A 15,662-nucleotide genomic window follows, 5' to 3' on the forward strand; every position below is an offset into this window, starting at 1 on the left:
CCGCTCTTGCGACCCCGGGAAACCGAATTTGTTGCAATGCGCAAGCGGCGTTGCGCACCTGCGGCCAACAAGGGGGTTCAGGGTACCTGCGCGTACCCCATGCGTCCGCGGATGCGTGCCGCGTGGGCGGCGAGGCGCGGGCCGAACTGCTTCTCGTACTTGCGCGGATTGGGCAGCATCACCGCGAGCCGTGCGGCCTGATCGGCGCCGAGGCGACTGGCCGGAATGCCGTAGTAACGCTGCGCGGCAGCTTCGCAGCCGAAGATGCCGGTGCCCCATTCGACGACGTTGAGGTAGACCTCGAGAATGCGGCGCTTGCTCCAAACGGCTTCGATCATCACCGTGATGACAGCTTCCTGCGCCTTGCGGAAGTAGCTGCGCGAGGGCGACAGGAAGAGGTTCTTGGCCAGTTGCTGGCTGATCGTCGAGCCGCCGGCAACCGCTTTGCCCTTGCGCTGGTTTTTTTCCAGCGCACGCTGGATGCCTTCCCAGTCGAAACCTTCGTGTTCGATGAAACTATCGTCTTCCGCGGCGATGACTGCGCGCTTCAGGTGAATGGAGATGCGCTCGTAGGGCACCCAGTCGTGACGCAGTTCGATGTTCGGGCGCTTTTCTTGCAACTCGTCGAGCCGCAGGTCCATGAAGCTGGTGGTGGAAGGGTTGAAGTGGTTCCACCACAGCACCAGCGTGAAGATCCACAGCTGATACAACAACACCAGCGCGGCGACCGCCGCGAGCGCCCAGCCGATGCGGCGCAGGGCCGTTTTCATCGACCCTCGATCTGGCGGCGCAGGTCCGCCAGCACGGGCGTCGTATCGGGGCGCACGCCGCGCCACAGCAGGAAGCTTTCGGCAGCCTGCTCGACCAGCATGCCGAGGCCGTCGGTGAGGCGCGCGGCGCCATCGGCACGTGCCGCGGCGAGGAAGGGGGTGTCGCCACGACCGTACATCATGTCGTAGGCGAGCGCCCCCGGCGCATACAGGCCGGGCGGCAGCGGCGGTGCTTCGTCCGCGAGGCTGGCGGCGGTGGCGTTGATGACGACGTCGAACTGGCGTCCGGCGAGATCGGCGAAACCGCAGGCGTCGAGTGGCGCGTCGCCGGCGCGCTGGGCGAAGTCCGCGACCAGCGCCTCGGCGCGTGCGACGGTGCGGTTGGCGAGCGTGAGCCGTGCGGGGCGCGCGGCGAGCAAGGGCAGCAGCACGCCCCGCGCGGCGCCGCCCGCCCCCAGCAACAGGATGCGGCGAGCGGCGAGCGGGCAGTCGAGGTTGTGGGTGAGGTCGCGCACCAGTCCGGCGCCGTCGGTGTTGTCGCCGAAAATGCCGTCGGCGTCGAATACCAGGGTGTTGACCGCGCCGGCCGCCTGCGCGCGCGGCGAATGGCGCCGGGCGAGGGCGAAGGCTTCGAGCTTGAAGGGCACCGTGACATTCATGCCGCGCCCGCCGGCGGCGCGAAACTGTGCGACGGTCGCGGCGAAGGCATCGAGCGGGCCGAGCAGCGCCTCGTAGGTCAGCGACTGGCCGGTCTGTGCCGCAAAGGCGGCATGGATCGCGGGTGACTTGCTGTGGGAGATGGGGTTTCCGATGACGGCGTAGCGGTCCATGACTAGTTCGCGGTGACTCTGTCTGCGTTGGTGAAGGTCCAGGTACGCACGATTTCGACGATGTCGGTGTCGGCGCGGATGTCGTTGGGGAAGGGCGCGAAGGGCGCAGCCAGCAGCAGGATGCGCTTTGCGGCTTCGTCGAGGACGGGTTCGCCGGAAGAGCGCTGGACCTCGACGCGTTCGACCGAGCCGTCGGCACGGATCGCCACATACAGGAGCAGGCTGCCATACAGGCGGCCGCGTGCGGCGTCGGGGAAATTCAGGGTGCCGACGCGCTCGATCTTCTGGCGCCAGTCCTCGACGTACTGCGCGAAGCGGTATTCCTTGGCGCGTGCGCCGATGAATTTCTTGCGCGGACGCTTGGCGTACTCTTCAAGCTTGCGATCGATCTCGGCTTCGAGCCGGGCAACGGCCGCGGCGCTGTCGAGCAGGTCCAGCCCGGACGCGCGGGGTTCGTTGGCAGCCTGTTCCGGCTGCGGCGGGACGGCGGGGGTGCTTGCCGCGGCCTTTTGTGCCGTCAAGACCGCGGGGCGTGCGGTGGCTTGCGGCGTGGTGCGCTTGCGCATCTCGGTCAGCGCGTCGCCTTCGCGTCGCGCATTCTGCGGAGGCAGCGGCGATTTCGCCCGCAGGTCCTGTTCGCTGTTGCCGCCGGCGTCGACGTTGGCCTGGGCGAGCACCTGGGGTTTGTCGGGGGCGCGCGCATGACGGGCGTTAACCAGCACGACTTCGAGGCCGCGGTCGCGTTCGCGCGGCGACGGTCGATCGGGCATGATGAAGCCGGTCGCGAGCACCAGGGCGTGCAGGGCGAGCGAGATGGCGAACGCGCCGGCAAGGCGCGCGTCTCCGCCGAAAAATGCGCCGATGCGCGCACCGTACTGCGCCAGTGCGCCGCCGGCAGCTGCGCCGGAGGAGGTGTGGGAGTGCCTGCTCGCCATGCCTGCGGTGTGCTCAGCTGCCTTCGAGCGCGGAGTCCGCGGCTTCGGCGGGGTCGGGTTCGGCGAGTGTCTCGGCGTAGCGTGCGTGGATGTCCACATCCAGCAGGTCGCTGTTCTCGATCGTCAGGCGCACACGGGTGCCGGAGAGCAGCACCGGCAGCGAGGGCACCTTGACCATCAGCGGAATGCTGTCGAGGCGCACGAGATTGTCGCGCAGCACCTTGCCGTCGACGGCGATGCCCGGTTGCTGGCGCAGCCAGCGCAGGCACCAGTAGCGTTCCATCTGGCGCTGGAAGTCGGCATAGGCGGCGTAGGTGATTTCGAAGTCGCGTAGCGCCGCCATCAGGTCGGCGGACTTCGGTGCGAAGGCGGGCGGCTCGTCGCGCAGCACCGAGATGATCTGCCACTGGTTGACCATGTCGACGTATCGGCGCAGCGGCGAGCTCGACCAGGCGTAGCAGTCGACGCCGAGGCCGTCGTGCGGGCCGGCCGCCGTTGTCATGCGCACCTTGCCGCCGCTTTGCACGCGGTAAAGGCCCGGAATGCCGGCGTCGTCGAGCAGCTTGCCCCAGGTGGAGTTGGCGAGAATCATCAGCTCGGCGACCAGCTTGTCGAGCGGCGAACCGCGGCGACGCTGGCTGATGGTGACGTAGCCGGGGCCGTCGGTGGTGTGCGTCTGCCAGTCGACGTAGAAGTTGAAATCGACCTGGTTCCGGTTGTCCTCGGCCTTGCCGCGGCCGGCTTCGAGCACCGTGGCGAGGTCCCACAGCAGTGTGAGTTCGCGTTTCCACTGGAAATCCGGCCCGTCGCTGTGCTCGTGCAACACTTGTTCGTTGAACAGCGGCTCGATGTCGTGATGACGCAGGTTGGCAACGATGGGGACGCGCTCGACGCGGCTTTCCTGGCCGACGACGGCCAGCGCGGCGGTGAGGTCGAGGTACAGCGACACGGCCGGGCAGTCGCGTCCCGCGGCGAGCGTGAAGGCTTCGACCGCCGCGTCGGGCAGCATGGTGATCTTGTTGCCCGGCATGTAGACCGTCGACAGGCGGCGGCGCGCGATCGCGTCGAGTGCCGAGCCGCGTGCGAAGCCCAGCGCCGGGGCGGCGATGTGGATGCCGATGCGCCAGCCGCCGCCTTCGCGCGGGGTGACCGAGAAGGCGTCGTCGATTTCGGTGGTGGTGGCGTCATCGATCGAAAAGGCCGCGACCTTCGCGAGCGGCAGGTCGGCCGGATCGTGGGGCGGGTCGAAGGTGGGGAAGGCGGTGCCGTCCTCGAAGTATTCGAACAGGAAGCGGTTGTAATGGAAGTCGTAGCTGGAGGCGAGCGCGCCGCACTTGAGCAGCAGGCGCGGCGCGGACAGGCCGGCGTCCACGCAGGCGGCCTCGAAAGCCTTGGTTTCGACGCGGTTGCGGTCGGGGCGGTACAGCAGCTGCGGCAGCATGCCGGCGAGCTCCGTGGGCATCCGGCCTTCGACCAGCTCGGCGCGCATGCGCTCGATGGACTCGGCCTGCTGGCGCTTCTTTTCCAGTCCGGCGAGTGCGGCCTGCAGGATCTCGGCAGGCGCCTTGCGGAAGCGTCCGCGCCCCTTGCGGTGGAAATAGATCGGGGCCGAATGCAGGCGCAACAGGATGCTCGCGGATTCGACCGCGTTCGGCGTGTGGCCGTGATATTCGGTGGCGAACTCGTCAAAGGCGAATTCGTCGTCGCCGCACACTTCCCACAGGAAGGCGGTATCGAGCTCTTCGGCGCCCGCTTCGGCGCGGCTGAGCAGTTCCGCCGGCGAGGGTTCGCGGAAGCGCATCAGCACGTGGTTGCTCTTCAGCTTGACGCGCTTGCCGTGAGAGGTCTCGACCTGCAGGGAAGAGTCGTTATCAGCGAGGATGGTCCCGGCCTTGAAGGCCCCATCCTCTTCGAACAGCAGAAACATCGGCGACCGCCATACATGAGCAAGCCCGACAGTTTAATGGATTCGACCGTCGGGCGCTGAGCGCGGCGCGGCCGTGCGCCGGCTGAAAACGCTAGGCGGCCGCGGCAGCGGTGCTGCGGCTGGTGCGCAGCATATCGACGGAGTAGATCGCGAGCGCCGCCCAGATCATCGCGAAGCCGACGAGCTGGCCTGCATCGAAGGGCTCGCCGAAGGCGAACACGGCGAGCAGGAAGCCAAGGCTCGGGGCAATGTATTGCACGAAACCGATCGTCGAGAGCGGCAGGCGCTTGGCGCCGACGGCAAACAGCATCAGCGGTACGGCGGTGATGACGCCGGCCAGCGGCAGCAAGGCGTCGGTGAGGGGGTCGTCGCCGAAGTGCAGGGTTCCCTGGCTGGCGAGCCAGGCCAGCCAGCCGATCGCGATGGGTGCGGTCGCCAGGGTTTCGACGAACAGGCCGTTGATCGCATCGACCGGGGCACGTTTGCGCAGCAGCCCGTAGACGGCGAACGTCGTGGCGAGGAACAGGGCGATCCACGGCGGACTGCCGACCTGCCACACGCGCCACAGCACGCCGGCGCTGGCGAGTGCGACCGCCGCCTGTTGCAGTGGGCGCAGGCGCTCGCCGAGGACCAGACGGCCGAGTAGGATGCTCATCAAGGGGTTGATGAAGTAGCCGAGGGTGGCTTCGATGAGGCGGTCCACCGAGATCGCCCACACGTAGACCAGCCAGTTGCTGCTGGTGAGCAGCGCGGCAAAGGCGAGCACGCCGATCAGGCGTGGCTGGCTGCGCAGGCGCCACAGGCCGCCGAAGCCGCGCCCGAAGGCGAGCAGTGCGGTGAGGAAGACCAGCGACCACACGATGCGGTGGGCAACAATCTCGCTTGGCGGCACGCTGCCGACGGCCTTGAAGTAGAGCGGCGCGAGCCCCCAGATGACGAAGGCGGCGAATGCGGCGAGCGTGCCCTGACGGCGCGCAGGCGCGTCGATGACCAGCGTGGAATTCATGCCTGAGCGATTGCGACCAGCGCGAGGGCGTCGACCGAATATCCGGCACCGTCGGCGCTGCGATGGGCTTCGAGGTCGCCCGTGACGGCGGCGCGCAGCGTGACCTGGGTCGCTTCCGGCAGTCGCGACAGGGCTTCGGCGGCGCCACCGGCGAGGTCGAGGAAGGCCTGCCAGTAGCTTTCGGAATCGGCGAAATGGCACGTGAAGCGGCAGGGTTCGATGCGCAGGTCGGAAAAACCGGCCGTGGTGAGTGCGCTGACCAGCGCATCGGCGTCGCCGAAGCGGAACACCGAGGGGCGCGGGACTTTCGGGGCTGGCAGCAGGCGGGCGATGCAGTCCTGTGCGCGCGAGATCAGCGGCACGACATCGCGCGGCCCCCACACCGATAGCGCGAGGCGTCCGCCCGGGCGCAGCACGCGGCGCATTTCGGTGAGCGCCTGTTGCGGATGCGGGAACATGAACAGCGCGAGGCCGGCGAGGACGCGGTCAAAGCTGGCGTCGGGCAGGCACAGGTGTTCGGCGTCGGCGGCGGCGAAGGATAGCGTGTCGGCGCAGCCTTCGTCGGCGGCGCGTTGTGCGCCTTCGGCGAGCATGCCTTCGGCGATGTCGCTCGCCAGCACCCAGCCGTCCGGGGCGACGCGCGCCGCGGCTTCGCGGGCGAGCAGGCCGGGGCCGCTGGCGAGGTCGAGCACGCGCTGACCCGGCGCGAGCTTCGCTGCATCGAGCAGGGCCGTGGCGAGGTCGGCGCGCAGGTGGGCACCTTCGGCGTAGCGCGCGGCAATGCGATTGAAGCCTGCACGTTCCTGCGCCTTGAAGCGGCGGGGGTCGAATCCGGCGGGCGTGCTCATTTGGCAGTGATCCCGGCAAAGACGAGGACGTCGTCGAGGTAGTCGGTCCAGCGCGAGAAGCCGTGGTCGCCGCCTTCGAGCACGGTCTGGCGCGCGCCGGTGTATTTCGTCACCGCGTCGCGGTAGTCGAGCACTTCGTCGCCGGTTTCGACCAGCAGCCAGAAGTTGTGCGGGCGGGTGATCGTCGCGACGTCGATCGCGCGCAGTTGCGCGATGTATTCGTGTGTGAATGCGAAGGTTTCGCCGGTGTACAGATTGGTCTGTTCGCCGACGTAGGCTTCGAGCGACAGCGGGGCGACGACGGCCGGGTTTACGAGCACCGCCCTGAGGTCGTGCTTTTCCGCCAGGTGCGTTGCGTAGTAGCCGCCGAGCGAGCTGCCGACCAGGGTCGGCGGGTGTTGCGGCTGTTCGCGGCGGCAGTGCGCGATCTGGGCTTCGATGCGCGCGATCGCGACTTGCGGTGCCACCGGCAGCTGTTCGCACCAGAAGGCGTTGCCGAGGCCCTTGGCGGCCATGTGGCTTTGCAGTGCCTGTGCCTTGATCGACGAAGGCGCTGAGCGGAAACCGTGCAGGTAGATGATCATCGTATCAACGGGGTGGCGGAGAGCGGATCGCCAAGTGTAACCGCCCGACGGATCAGTGACGCAGGGCGCGCTTGATGCCGCGATCAGGAATCGCTCCATGCGACGAGATCCAACTGCCAGGTCGCCAGCACGATCAGTCCGAACACGATGCGGTACCACGCGAAGGCGATGAAGGTGTGGTTGGAGATGAAGCGGATGAAGGTCTTCACCGCCCACATCGCGGCAAAGAAGGCGGCGACGAAGCCGACCGCGAACACCGGCAGGTCGCCCATGTCGAGCAGCGCGCGGTTCTTGTAGAGGTCGTAGGCGGTGGCGGCGAACATCGTCGGGATCGCGAGAAAGAACGAGAACTCGGCCGCCGCCTTGCGCGACAGGCCGAACACCAGTCCGCCCATGATCGTCGCGCCCGAGCGCGAGGTGCCGGGGATCATCGCCAGCGCCTGGGCGAAGCCGACTTTCAGGGCGTCCGGCCAGCGCATTTCGTCGACGGCATTGATGCGCGGGTGGTAGCTGCGCTTTTCTAGGTAAAGGATCACGAGGCCGCCAATCACCAGCGCGGTGGCGACGGTCAGCGGGTTGAACAGCAGGGCCTTGATCTTCGAGTGGAACATCACGCCGAGCACTGCCGCGGGCAGGAATCCGATCAGCAGCATGCCGACGAAGCGCTGTGCGCTGCGGTCGCTCGCCAAGCCGCATGCCACTTTCGTGAGCCGCTCGCGGTAGTCCCAGCACACCGCGAGGATCGCTCCGAGCTGGATGACGATCTTGAACACCTTGCTGGCGTCATCGTTGTACCCGAGCAGGTCGCCGACGATGATCAGGTGGCCGGTGGAGGAAATCGGCAGGAATTCGGTGAGGCCTTCGAGAATGCCGAGGATCAGCGCGACGAGAAGTTGGGAGAAATCCATGGAGCGGGGCGGCGCACGGCCGGTGGGTGGGAAGTGCGAAAGGGGCGATGATACCCCGTCGCCATGCTGCGCTGCGGCGGAAAGTGCGTGTCAGCGGAAACAGGACGTAAGGGCGTCAGGCGGCGCCGTCAGCGCTTCGAGTTCGCTGAGCCAGATCAGCGCCGCTTCGCGATGTTCGCCGCACATCTGCGGCTGCGGGCTAAGGCTGCTGCATACCGCCGGACGGCGCGGGTCGCCGAACAGGCGGCAGCGGTCGGCGTCGTCGAGCTGGATGCAGCGCACGCCCGCAGGCTTGCCGCGTGCCATGCCGGGAATCGGACTCGAGATCGACGGCGCGATGCAGCACGCCGCGCAGGCGTGACGGCATTCCATCGGCGTCAGGCCCGCCGTGCGAGGCCGGCCCACCACGCCAGGATGCTTTCCACTTTTGCGTCGAGCAAGGTCGAGTGGCCGCCGGTGAAGTGTTGCCACTCCGGCAGGAAACGTTCGCCGACCGCAGTGATGACCGGCACGCCGCTGGTCACGGCCATCGCCATTTCGGCGCGCAGGCCCGAGCCACAGGCTTCCTGCGCGCCGAACTTGTTGATGAACACCAGTTCGGTGCCGCGTTCGAGGGCGCCCCGCACCGCGACCGCCGCATGCGCCAGCGCATTGGGGTCGAGGCGGCAGGCTTCCGAACCGCTGCCCAGATCCTGCGACAGCGCAAACCGTTCGCCGTTGGCGAGGTCTTCGAGTTCCATGCCGCAGGGGTCGTCGATCGTGGTCGGGATGTCGTGCTGCAGCACGCCGCCGAGCTGTACCCCCTGCTGTGCCAGCGCGCGCGCGGCTTCAAGCAGCACCGGTTCGATGTGATCGGTGGGTTTGTAGACGATTGCGGCGATCGGCAGGGCAACGTCGGCGGACATGGCGGACTCGGGACTGGATGAGATGGCGATTGTCTCACCCCCGGCGACAGCCGCCCACCCCGACAGCGTGAGCGCAGTGGCTGCGACACCTGTCTCGCGTGTCTCAGCCGTCGCAACTCCTTCGAGACAGCTGTTTCCCTTGTTGCGCCTGAGTGTGTAACGCAAGTCATTGAATTTAAAAATATCCGCGCATTGGCATGGAAGTCGCGACGCTGTTACCGAGAGGGGTGGGAAGGGCGCATCACACCGGCCTCCCTTCGTAGCGTGTATCGCCACAAAAACAGGACCAAAGGAGACATCCATGCCCAGCAACATCCGGAGCCGCCCTGTGCGCCGGCTTCTTCGCGTCGCAACACTGTTTGCGGCGATCGCTCACGGCGCGCCGGCGGCGGCGCAGGTCACGCTCGACGTGATCGGTCCGCACGAGTACGAGCTGCCGGTCGGCTTCCAGCCGTTCAACGTCCTTGTCCAGTACGCGACTTTCCAGCGTGCCGACCGGGTGTGGGACAGCGGTGGCGATCGGCGCGCGACGCCGAAGAGCGAGGTGCTGGTCGGGCTGACGAAGTACGTGCGCTTCTGGTCGCCGGAGTCGCATCGCAACATCGGACTGGCATACGAAGTGATCGTGCCGGAGGTGGGTATTCGCAACACTCGGGCGAACACGTCGGCGAGCGGTATCGGCGATCCGCTGACCGGGCCGGCGATCTGGTACAAGCCGAGCCCGAATTCGACCGTCGGTTTCCAGAGCTTCGTGCAAGTTCCGGTCGGCGACAGCGACATCGGCGGTGGCGACGGCTGGAAGAACCTGTCGAGCGTGTTCTGGGATGTGCAGCTGGGCAAGTGGTCCTACACCGCCGACGCGGGCTTCGTCTTCTTCGGCGAGTCGAATGCCGCGGATGCCACGCCGGCGAACGTGTTCCACACCAATCACCGTGTCGGCTACGCCCTCAACGACGTCGTCGAGCCTTTCGTCGGCCTCGACTACGAGCAGCAGGGCAGCTGGACCAACAAGGCGACCGGCCAGAAGGTCGCGCGCAGCCACGAGACCACGGCGGGCCTCGGCGTGATGTTCAAGTATTACGGCAACCAGTCGCTGACCCTGCGCTATTCCCGCGGACTCGATGGCGACAGCCACGGTGCGACGAACAGCCTGAACCTGAAGTACGCGTATGCGTGGTAGGCCCCGGTCTGCCGACTCGCCGAATCCGCTGCCTGAACCGATCATGGAGACGCACATGAATTCCCTTCCCTTCGCCGGAGCGCTGCGCCCGGCTGCGCTGGCCGGCGCCCTGCTGCTGGCCCTCACCGCCGCTGCCGAGCCGGGGCCGGGCTACGAAGCGCCGAACGACTGGCCGCAGTATCACCGCAGTTACAACGCGTGGCGCTTCAGCCCGCTGAAGGAGATCGACAAGTCCAACGTGGGGCAGCTGAAGGTCGCGTGGATCCACCAGCCGGGCAACATCACTCACGGCATCCAGGCGACCCCGATCGTCATCGACGGGGTGCTGTATTACGTGTCGGCCGAGAACAATGTGTGGGCGGTCGATGCCGCGACCGGGCGCACGCTGTGGCATTACGCGGCGAAGCTCAATCCGCTGTCGAAGCAGGTGTTCTATGCGGCGGCGAGTCGCGGCGTGACGGTGGGGCGCGGCAAGGTCTTCCTCGGCACGCTCGACGGCCGCTTCGTCGCGCTCGACCAGAAGACCGGCAAGGAGCTGTGGTCGACGCAGCTCACCGACATGAAGACCCAGTACGGCGCGCTGTTCTCGGCGCCGCCGCAGCTCGCCGGCGATATCCTGTTCGGCGGAACGACCGGCGGCGACCAGCCGATCAGCGGCAAGATCTACGCGGTCGATGCGGATACCGGCAAGCCGGCGTGGACCTTCGACATCCTCAAAGACGATCCGGCGAGCTGGCCCGGCGACAGTCGCGCGAAGGGCGGCGGCAGCGCGTGGATGCCGGGCACCTACGATCCGCGCACCGGGACGATCTACATCGGCACGTCGAACGCGGCGCCGGATTACTTCAATGCGGATCGCAAGGGCGACAACAAGCACACCGCGAGTCTGCTCGCGCTCGACCCGAAGAGCGGCACGCTGAAGTGGGCGCGGCAGGAGATTCCGCACGATTCGTGGGACTTCGACTCGGCGTACGAGGCGCTGATGGTGAGGGACAAGGACGGCAAGGAGCGCATCGTGCACCTCAACAAGGGCGGCTTCGTGTTCGTCATGGACAAGGACGACGGCCAGCTCGAGAACGTGTGGCAGTTCGCGCAGCACGTGAACTGGGTCAAGGGCATCGACCCGAAGAGCGGCCGCCTGATCGACCCGGTGTATCCGGAGGAGGGCAAACGCAAGACCTTCTGTCCGAACCTGCTCGGCGCAAGGAGCTGGAACCACGGTGCATACAACCCGGGGACCGGCCTGTGGTACTCGCACGGCATGGAGGTGTGCAACGAGGTGGTGGCCGGGCGCGACGATCCGGCGAACCTGACGCCGATCTCGGCGCTGTCGCTGGGCATCGACGAGATCAAGCTGGTGCCGCCGCCGGACGACAAGCCGCATGGGCGTCTCGATGCGCGCGATCCGCTGACGGGCAAGCGCAAGTGGAGCATCCGCTATGACATGCCGCCGCTGTCGAGCGTGCTGACCACTGCCGGCGGGCTGGTGTTCACCGGCGACATGGAGGGGCGCATCTACGGCTATGACGCCGACACCGGCAAGGAGCTGTGGCGCTTCAACGCCGGCTCGGGGCTGCGCGGCGGGCCGGTGAGTTACGCCGCCGGCGGCAGGCAGTACATCGTCGTGCCGACCGGGCTCGGCTCGCACGCACCGGGCTTTCTCGCCGGGGCCTATCCGCAGATCAAGGATCTGCCGGGCGGGGCGGCGCTGATCGCGTTCACGCTGCAGTAGCGGCTATCGAGTACTTCCTCCGGGCTGGCCTGCAGCCCATTTCGCCCGGGGCGTCGTTGCGTCGCCCCGGGATTTTTTCGGACATGAAGTGGAGCGAACCAGATGAACATCGATCGCATGCGCAGTGCTGCCGCGACAGTGCAGCGGGGCTCTCCGGTGCGCGGATGGCTGTTGTTGGGGCTGGCATTCACTTTCGAGTGCGCGGCGGTGGCTCCGCCTGCGGGTGGGGCGGAAGCCGCTGCGGTGTCGATCCAGGCGGGGGCGCCGTCGGCTGCGGCCGTCGATCTGGACGATCCGGCGCGCATCGAGGCCGGGCGCAAGCGCTTCAACAAGACCTGCGCAGGCTACTGCCACGGCTTCGAAGGCAAGGGCGGACGGGCGCCGGACTTCAGGGGGCGCACCGATTTGCCGCCGCAGTTCGCATTCGACACGATCACGCGCGGACGCACCGGCGCCGACGTGATGCCACCGTGGGGCGGCGCCTTTAGCGTCGAGCAGATCTGGGAGCTCGTCGCCTACCTGCAGTACCTTGGCCGGCAGCCGGCCGAGTGAATGGGAAACTGCGCGGGAAATGCCGGTGTCACGACGGCTGGCGCCAGGGAGTGCCGTCCGGATAGGCCGCGTCGCGCTGGTTCGGTGCGACGATCTGCAGCCGCGCGAGCTTGCGGTAGAAGGTCGCGCGCGACATGCCCAGTTCGCGCGCCGACACCGTGACCTGCCAGTGGTTGCGCTGCAGGATCTCGATCATGCGCGCGCGCAGTGCGGCCTCCGCATCCGAGAGGTCGAGCGGCGCCTGGCGCGGCGCGGCTGGCGTGCGGCTTGTGACCGGGCTGTCGGCGGGCAGTGCGGCAACGGGCGCCGGCTTGGCGAAGCCGCCCGGTGCCGTGAACAGGTCCACCGGGAAATGCTCGATGCGCAGCGCGTTGCCGTCGGCGATGGCGCAGGCGTAGCGCATCGCGTGGCGCAGCTGGCGGATGTTGCCGGGCCAGGCATGGCGCATCAGCGCGGCGCGGGCGTCGGAGTCGAGCCGCAGCTCGGGGCGCTCCATCGCCGCCGCTTCTTCCTGCAGCACTTTGGCGATCACGTCGCCGATGTCCTCGCGCTCGCGCAGCGGCGGCAGCAGGAACACCGCGCCGTTGAGGCGGTAGTAGAGGTCTTCGCGGAAGCGCCCCTGGCGCACGAGTTCGGGTAGGTTCTGGTGCGTCGCGCAGATGATGTGGAGCTGGACCGGCGTCGCGGTTTCGGCGCCCAGCGGCAGCACTTCGCCTTCGGCGAGCACGCGCAGCAGCCGGCTCTGCAACTGCAGCGGCATGTCGCCGATCTCGTCGAGGAACAGCGTGCCGCCATCCGACTGCAGGATCTTGCCGCGCGCGCCCTTGGTGCGTGCGCCGGTGAAGGCGCCGTCGCGGTAGCCGAAGAGTTCGCTCTCGATCAGGTTCTCGGGAATCGCCGCGCAGTTGAGCGCGACGAAGGGCTTGAGGTGGCGTTCGCTGTAGTCGTGGAGCGCGCGCGCAAAGGCTTCCTTGCCGGTGCCGGTCTCGCCGAGCAGCATCGCCGGAATGTCGCGGTTGGCGATCTTCAGCGCGCGTTCGACGTTGCCGCGCAGGCGCGCGTCGCCGAGCGCGAGGTGGCTGAAGCCGCGCACCTTGGTTTCCCCGCAGGCGGCATCCATCGCCGTGTCGCGCGCCGGCGCGGGTGCGCTCGCCCGGCTGCGGGCCGCCGGCGCGCGCAGCTGGGCGAAAATGCGCTCGCCCGAGCCCTGCAGGCGCAGCGGGAAGGGCTGGCCGGGGCGGGCGTGGGCGGCGGCGAGGATGTCGTTGGCGGTGCATTCGAACAAGTCGTGCACGAACAGCGGCGTCACGCCGTCACGGCTCAGCAGTTCGAGCTTGGCGCGGCGATTGCCGCCGACGAGCCGCCCGCCGTCGTCGAAGGCGACGATGTAGTCGGTCTGCACGCTGAGGAATTCGGCGAGCCGGCCGCATTGCAGCACCCAATAGGGGCGCAGGTTGTAGTACGCGAAAGCGTTTTCGATCAGCTGCGCCTTCTCGACGACCATGCGGAACACCAGCAGCTGGCTTTCGCGCTGCGAGGGCGAGTTCAGCGCGGAAGCGTCGAGCACCGCGACCGGCTGGTCGTCGAGGCCGAAGATCGGCGCCGCGCTGCAGGTGAAGCCGATGTTGTGCGAGCGGAAATGCTCGTCGCGATGCACCAGCGTTGGCTGGCCGTCGACGACGCTGGTGCCGATGCCGCAGGTGCCTTCGTGTTCTTCCGACCAGCAGGTGCCGACGCGGAAGCCTTCGTCGCGGAACTCGCGCTCGAGGCCCGGCACGGTGCGGAAGTCCAGCGTCACGCCGGTCGCATCGGTCAGCAGCACGCAGTAGTTCGCCGGCAGTACCTGCGAGTGCAGGCGGTCGAGGCCTTCGCGCGAGATGCGCATGAAAGTCTCGAGCCGGTCGCGGTGTTCGCGCAGTTCCTGGCTGGTGACGACGCGCGGCACGTTGGCCAGGGCGGGGTCCACCTGGTGAGCGTTCAGCGAGCGCTGCCACGAGCGCGCGAGCCGGTCGAAGTTGCTGTCGCCACCGAGGCGCAGGCCGTTTTCCACAACGTCGATGACGCGCCCGACGTGCTCGGCAATGACTTGATGTTCTCGCATGGTGTCTCCTCCGTTCCGGTCTATGCGCGCCGGAATCAGATTGCGGATGGGCGTTTTTCTTGTGATTTCAGCCTATTCCGCGTCGCCCGCGAAAGCAATGCGGACAAGTGTCTCAGCGCGTGAGGCAGCTGTCTCACGAATGGTGCCGGCGATGACGCACCTGTCTTGCGCTTCGGCCTCGGCGCGCGGTCGTCACGCGTCGCGAAAGGGCGGGTCACGGAATCTGTCATTCCTTATCTAACAATGCCTTGCGCGTGTCTGCAAGCCCGTTCTGGCGCGGCTGCCGCCAATCTGGCACGTGGCGTGCGACATGAGTCCTGCGACGAGCGAATGGTCCGGCGCATCCACCGCCGGCCATTGCAAGCGCTCAGCAAGACCATCAACCAGGAAGGAGACAGACGTGACGACGACGCTGAATCGCGAGAGCCTGCTCAAGGCCTACCGCAGCATGCGCACCATCCGCGAGTTCGAGGAACGCGTGCATACCGACTTCGCCACCGGGGAGATCCCCGGCTTCGTGCACCTTTACGCCGGCGAGGAAGCCTCGGCGACCGGCGTGTGCATGCACCTCACCGGCACCGACTATATCGCCAGCACCCACCGCGGCCACGGCCACTGCATCGCCAAGGGCGTGGACCCGGTCGGCATGATGGCCGAGATCTGGGGCAAGGCCACCGGCACCTGCAAGGGCAAAGGCGGCTCGATGCACATCGCCGACCTGTCGGTGGGCATGCTCGGCGCCAACGGCATCGTCGGCGGCGGCGGGCCGCTGATCTGCGGCACTGCGCTGGCGGCGAAGATCCGTGGCACCAAGGACGTCGGCGTGTGCTTCTTCGGCGACGGCGCATCGAACCAGGGCACGATCTTCGAGGCGATGAACCTCGCCGCCGTATGGAAGCTGCCAGCGATCTTCGTCGCGGAGAACAACGGCTACGCCGAGGCGACCTCGTCGAAGTACTCGGTGCCTTGCGAAAACATCGCCGACCGCGCACCGGCTTTCGGCATGCCCGGCGTGATCGTCGACGGCTTCGATTTCTTCGCCGTGCATCAGGCCGCGGGCGAAGCGATCAAGCGGGCCCGTGAAGGCGGCGGGCCGACGCTGCTGGAAGTGAAGCTCTCCCGCTACTACGGCCACTTCGAAGGCGACCAGCAGACCTACCGTGCGCCGGGCGAAGTGCAGCGGCTCCGCGAAACCAAGGACTGCCTGCTGCAATTCCGTCGCCGCGTCACCGCCGACGGCGAGATCACCAATGAGCAGCTCGACGCGATCGACCGCGAAGTGAAAACACTGATCGACGACTCGGTGGTGCGCGCGAAAGCCGACCCGAAACCCGCAGCCGCCGAGCTGCTGACCGACGTGTACGTGTCGTACTGAGCGCCCGAC

General features: G+C 67.6%; 15 protein-coding genes. 4 read left to right on the forward strand and 11 right to left on the reverse strand.

The genetic code is table 11. The annotated features are described in order from the left end of the window. Positions 1-77: 77 nt before the first annotated feature. The 10 genes from mtgA to GPA25_RS03895 form a co-directional block, all read right to left on the reverse strand. On the reverse strand, positions 78-770 hold the full coding sequence (gene mtgA / locus GPA25_RS03850) for a monofunctional biosynthetic peptidoglycan transglycosylase (protein ID WP_169259034.1): 693 nt from the start codon (positions 768-770) through the stop codon (positions 78-80). Then, complete coding sequence (aroE, locus tag GPA25_RS03855) at positions 767-1,600, reverse strand: shikimate dehydrogenase (protein WP_169259035.1); 834 nt, start codon at positions 1,598-1,600, stop codon at positions 767-769. The genes mtgA and aroE overlap by 4 nt, the downstream gene beginning before the upstream one ends. A 2-nt stretch (positions 1,601-1,602) precedes the next feature. Continuing rightward, complete coding sequence (locus GPA25_RS03860; RefSeq protein ID WP_169259036.1) at positions 1,603-2,535, reverse strand: energy transducer TonB; 933 nt, start codon at positions 2,533-2,535, stop codon at positions 1,603-1,605. Positions 2,536-2,548: 13 nt separating this feature from the next. Beyond that, on the reverse strand, positions 2,549-4,462 hold the full coding sequence (locus GPA25_RS03865) for a ribonuclease catalytic domain-containing protein (RefSeq protein WP_169259037.1): 1,914 nt from the start codon (positions 4,460-4,462) through the stop codon (positions 2,549-2,551). Between the two features lie 91 nt (positions 4,463-4,553). Further along, entirely contained in the window at positions 4,554-5,468 is a 915-nt protein-coding gene (gene rarD, locus GPA25_RS03870) for an EamA family transporter RarD (protein ID WP_169259038.1), read from the reverse strand. After that, positions 5,465-6,316, reverse strand: a complete 852-nt coding sequence (locus GPA25_RS03875; RefSeq protein WP_169259039.1) for a methyltransferase domain-containing protein — start codon at positions 6,314-6,316, stop codon at positions 5,465-5,467. Before GPA25_RS03875 ends, rarD begins: the two co-directional genes overlap by 4 nt. Then, positions 6,313-6,900, reverse strand: a complete 588-nt coding sequence (locus GPA25_RS03880; RefSeq protein WP_169259040.1) for a YqiA/YcfP family alpha/beta fold hydrolase — start codon at positions 6,898-6,900, stop codon at positions 6,313-6,315. Before GPA25_RS03880 ends, GPA25_RS03875 begins: the two co-directional genes overlap by 4 nt. Before the next feature lie 83 nt (positions 6,901-6,983). After that, positions 6,984-7,808, reverse strand: coding sequence for an undecaprenyl-diphosphate phosphatase (locus tag GPA25_RS03885; RefSeq protein WP_169259041.1), 825 nt, complete (start codon positions 7,806-7,808; stop codon positions 6,984-6,986). A gap of 90 nt (positions 7,809-7,898) precedes the next feature. After that, on the reverse strand, positions 7,899-8,180 hold the full coding sequence (locus GPA25_RS03890; RefSeq protein WP_169259042.1) for a YkgJ family cysteine cluster protein: 282 nt from the start codon (positions 8,178-8,180) through the stop codon (positions 7,899-7,901). Between the two features lie 5 nt (positions 8,181-8,185). After that, positions 8,186-8,713 (reverse strand): DUF2478 domain-containing protein, encoded by a 528-nt coding sequence (locus GPA25_RS03895; RefSeq protein WP_169259043.1) that lies wholly within the window; start codon positions 8,711-8,713, stop codon positions 8,186-8,188. Positions 8,714-9,014: 301 nt separating this feature from the next. Here GPA25_RS03895 and GPA25_RS03900 point away from each other — a divergent pair, with 301 nt between their 5' ends. From GPA25_RS03900 to GPA25_RS03910, 3 genes are all read left to right on the forward strand, one after another. Then, on the forward strand, positions 9,015-9,893 hold the full coding sequence (locus tag GPA25_RS03900) for a transporter (RefSeq protein ID WP_169259044.1): 879 nt from the start codon (positions 9,015-9,017) through the stop codon (positions 9,891-9,893). A 55-nt stretch (positions 9,894-9,948) separates the two neighbouring features. Then, a complete protein-coding gene (locus GPA25_RS03905; RefSeq protein ID WP_169259045.1) occupies positions 9,949-11,625 on the forward strand; it encodes a pyrroloquinoline quinone-dependent dehydrogenase in 1,677 nt (558 codons plus the stop codon). A 102-nt stretch (positions 11,626-11,727) separates the two neighbouring features. Continuing rightward, positions 11,728-12,177 (forward strand): c-type cytochrome, encoded by a 450-nt coding sequence (locus GPA25_RS03910; RefSeq protein ID WP_246265304.1) that lies wholly within the window; start codon positions 11,728-11,730, stop codon positions 12,175-12,177. Positions 12,178-12,205: 28 nt separating this feature from the next. Here GPA25_RS03910 and GPA25_RS03915 read toward each other — a convergent pair whose 3' ends face one another. Next, the gene (locus GPA25_RS03915; protein ID WP_169259046.1) at positions 12,206-14,278 is read right to left on the reverse strand and encodes a sigma-54-dependent Fis family transcriptional regulator; all 2,073 of its coding nucleotides are present in this window, start codon (positions 14,276-14,278) and stop codon (positions 12,206-12,208) included. Positions 14,279-14,678: 400 nt separating this feature from the next. Between GPA25_RS03915 and GPA25_RS03920 the strand changes: the two genes are divergently transcribed. Further along, positions 14,679-15,653, forward strand: coding sequence for a thiamine pyrophosphate-dependent dehydrogenase E1 component subunit alpha (locus tag GPA25_RS03920; RefSeq protein ID WP_343034825.1), 975 nt, complete (start codon positions 14,679-14,681; stop codon positions 15,651-15,653). Positions 15,654-15,662: the final 9 nt, after the last annotated feature.

Source organism: Aromatoleum diolicum, assembly GCF_012910955.1.
GTDB lineage: Bacteria > Pseudomonadota > Gammaproteobacteria > Burkholderiales > Rhodocyclaceae > Aromatoleum > Aromatoleum diolicum.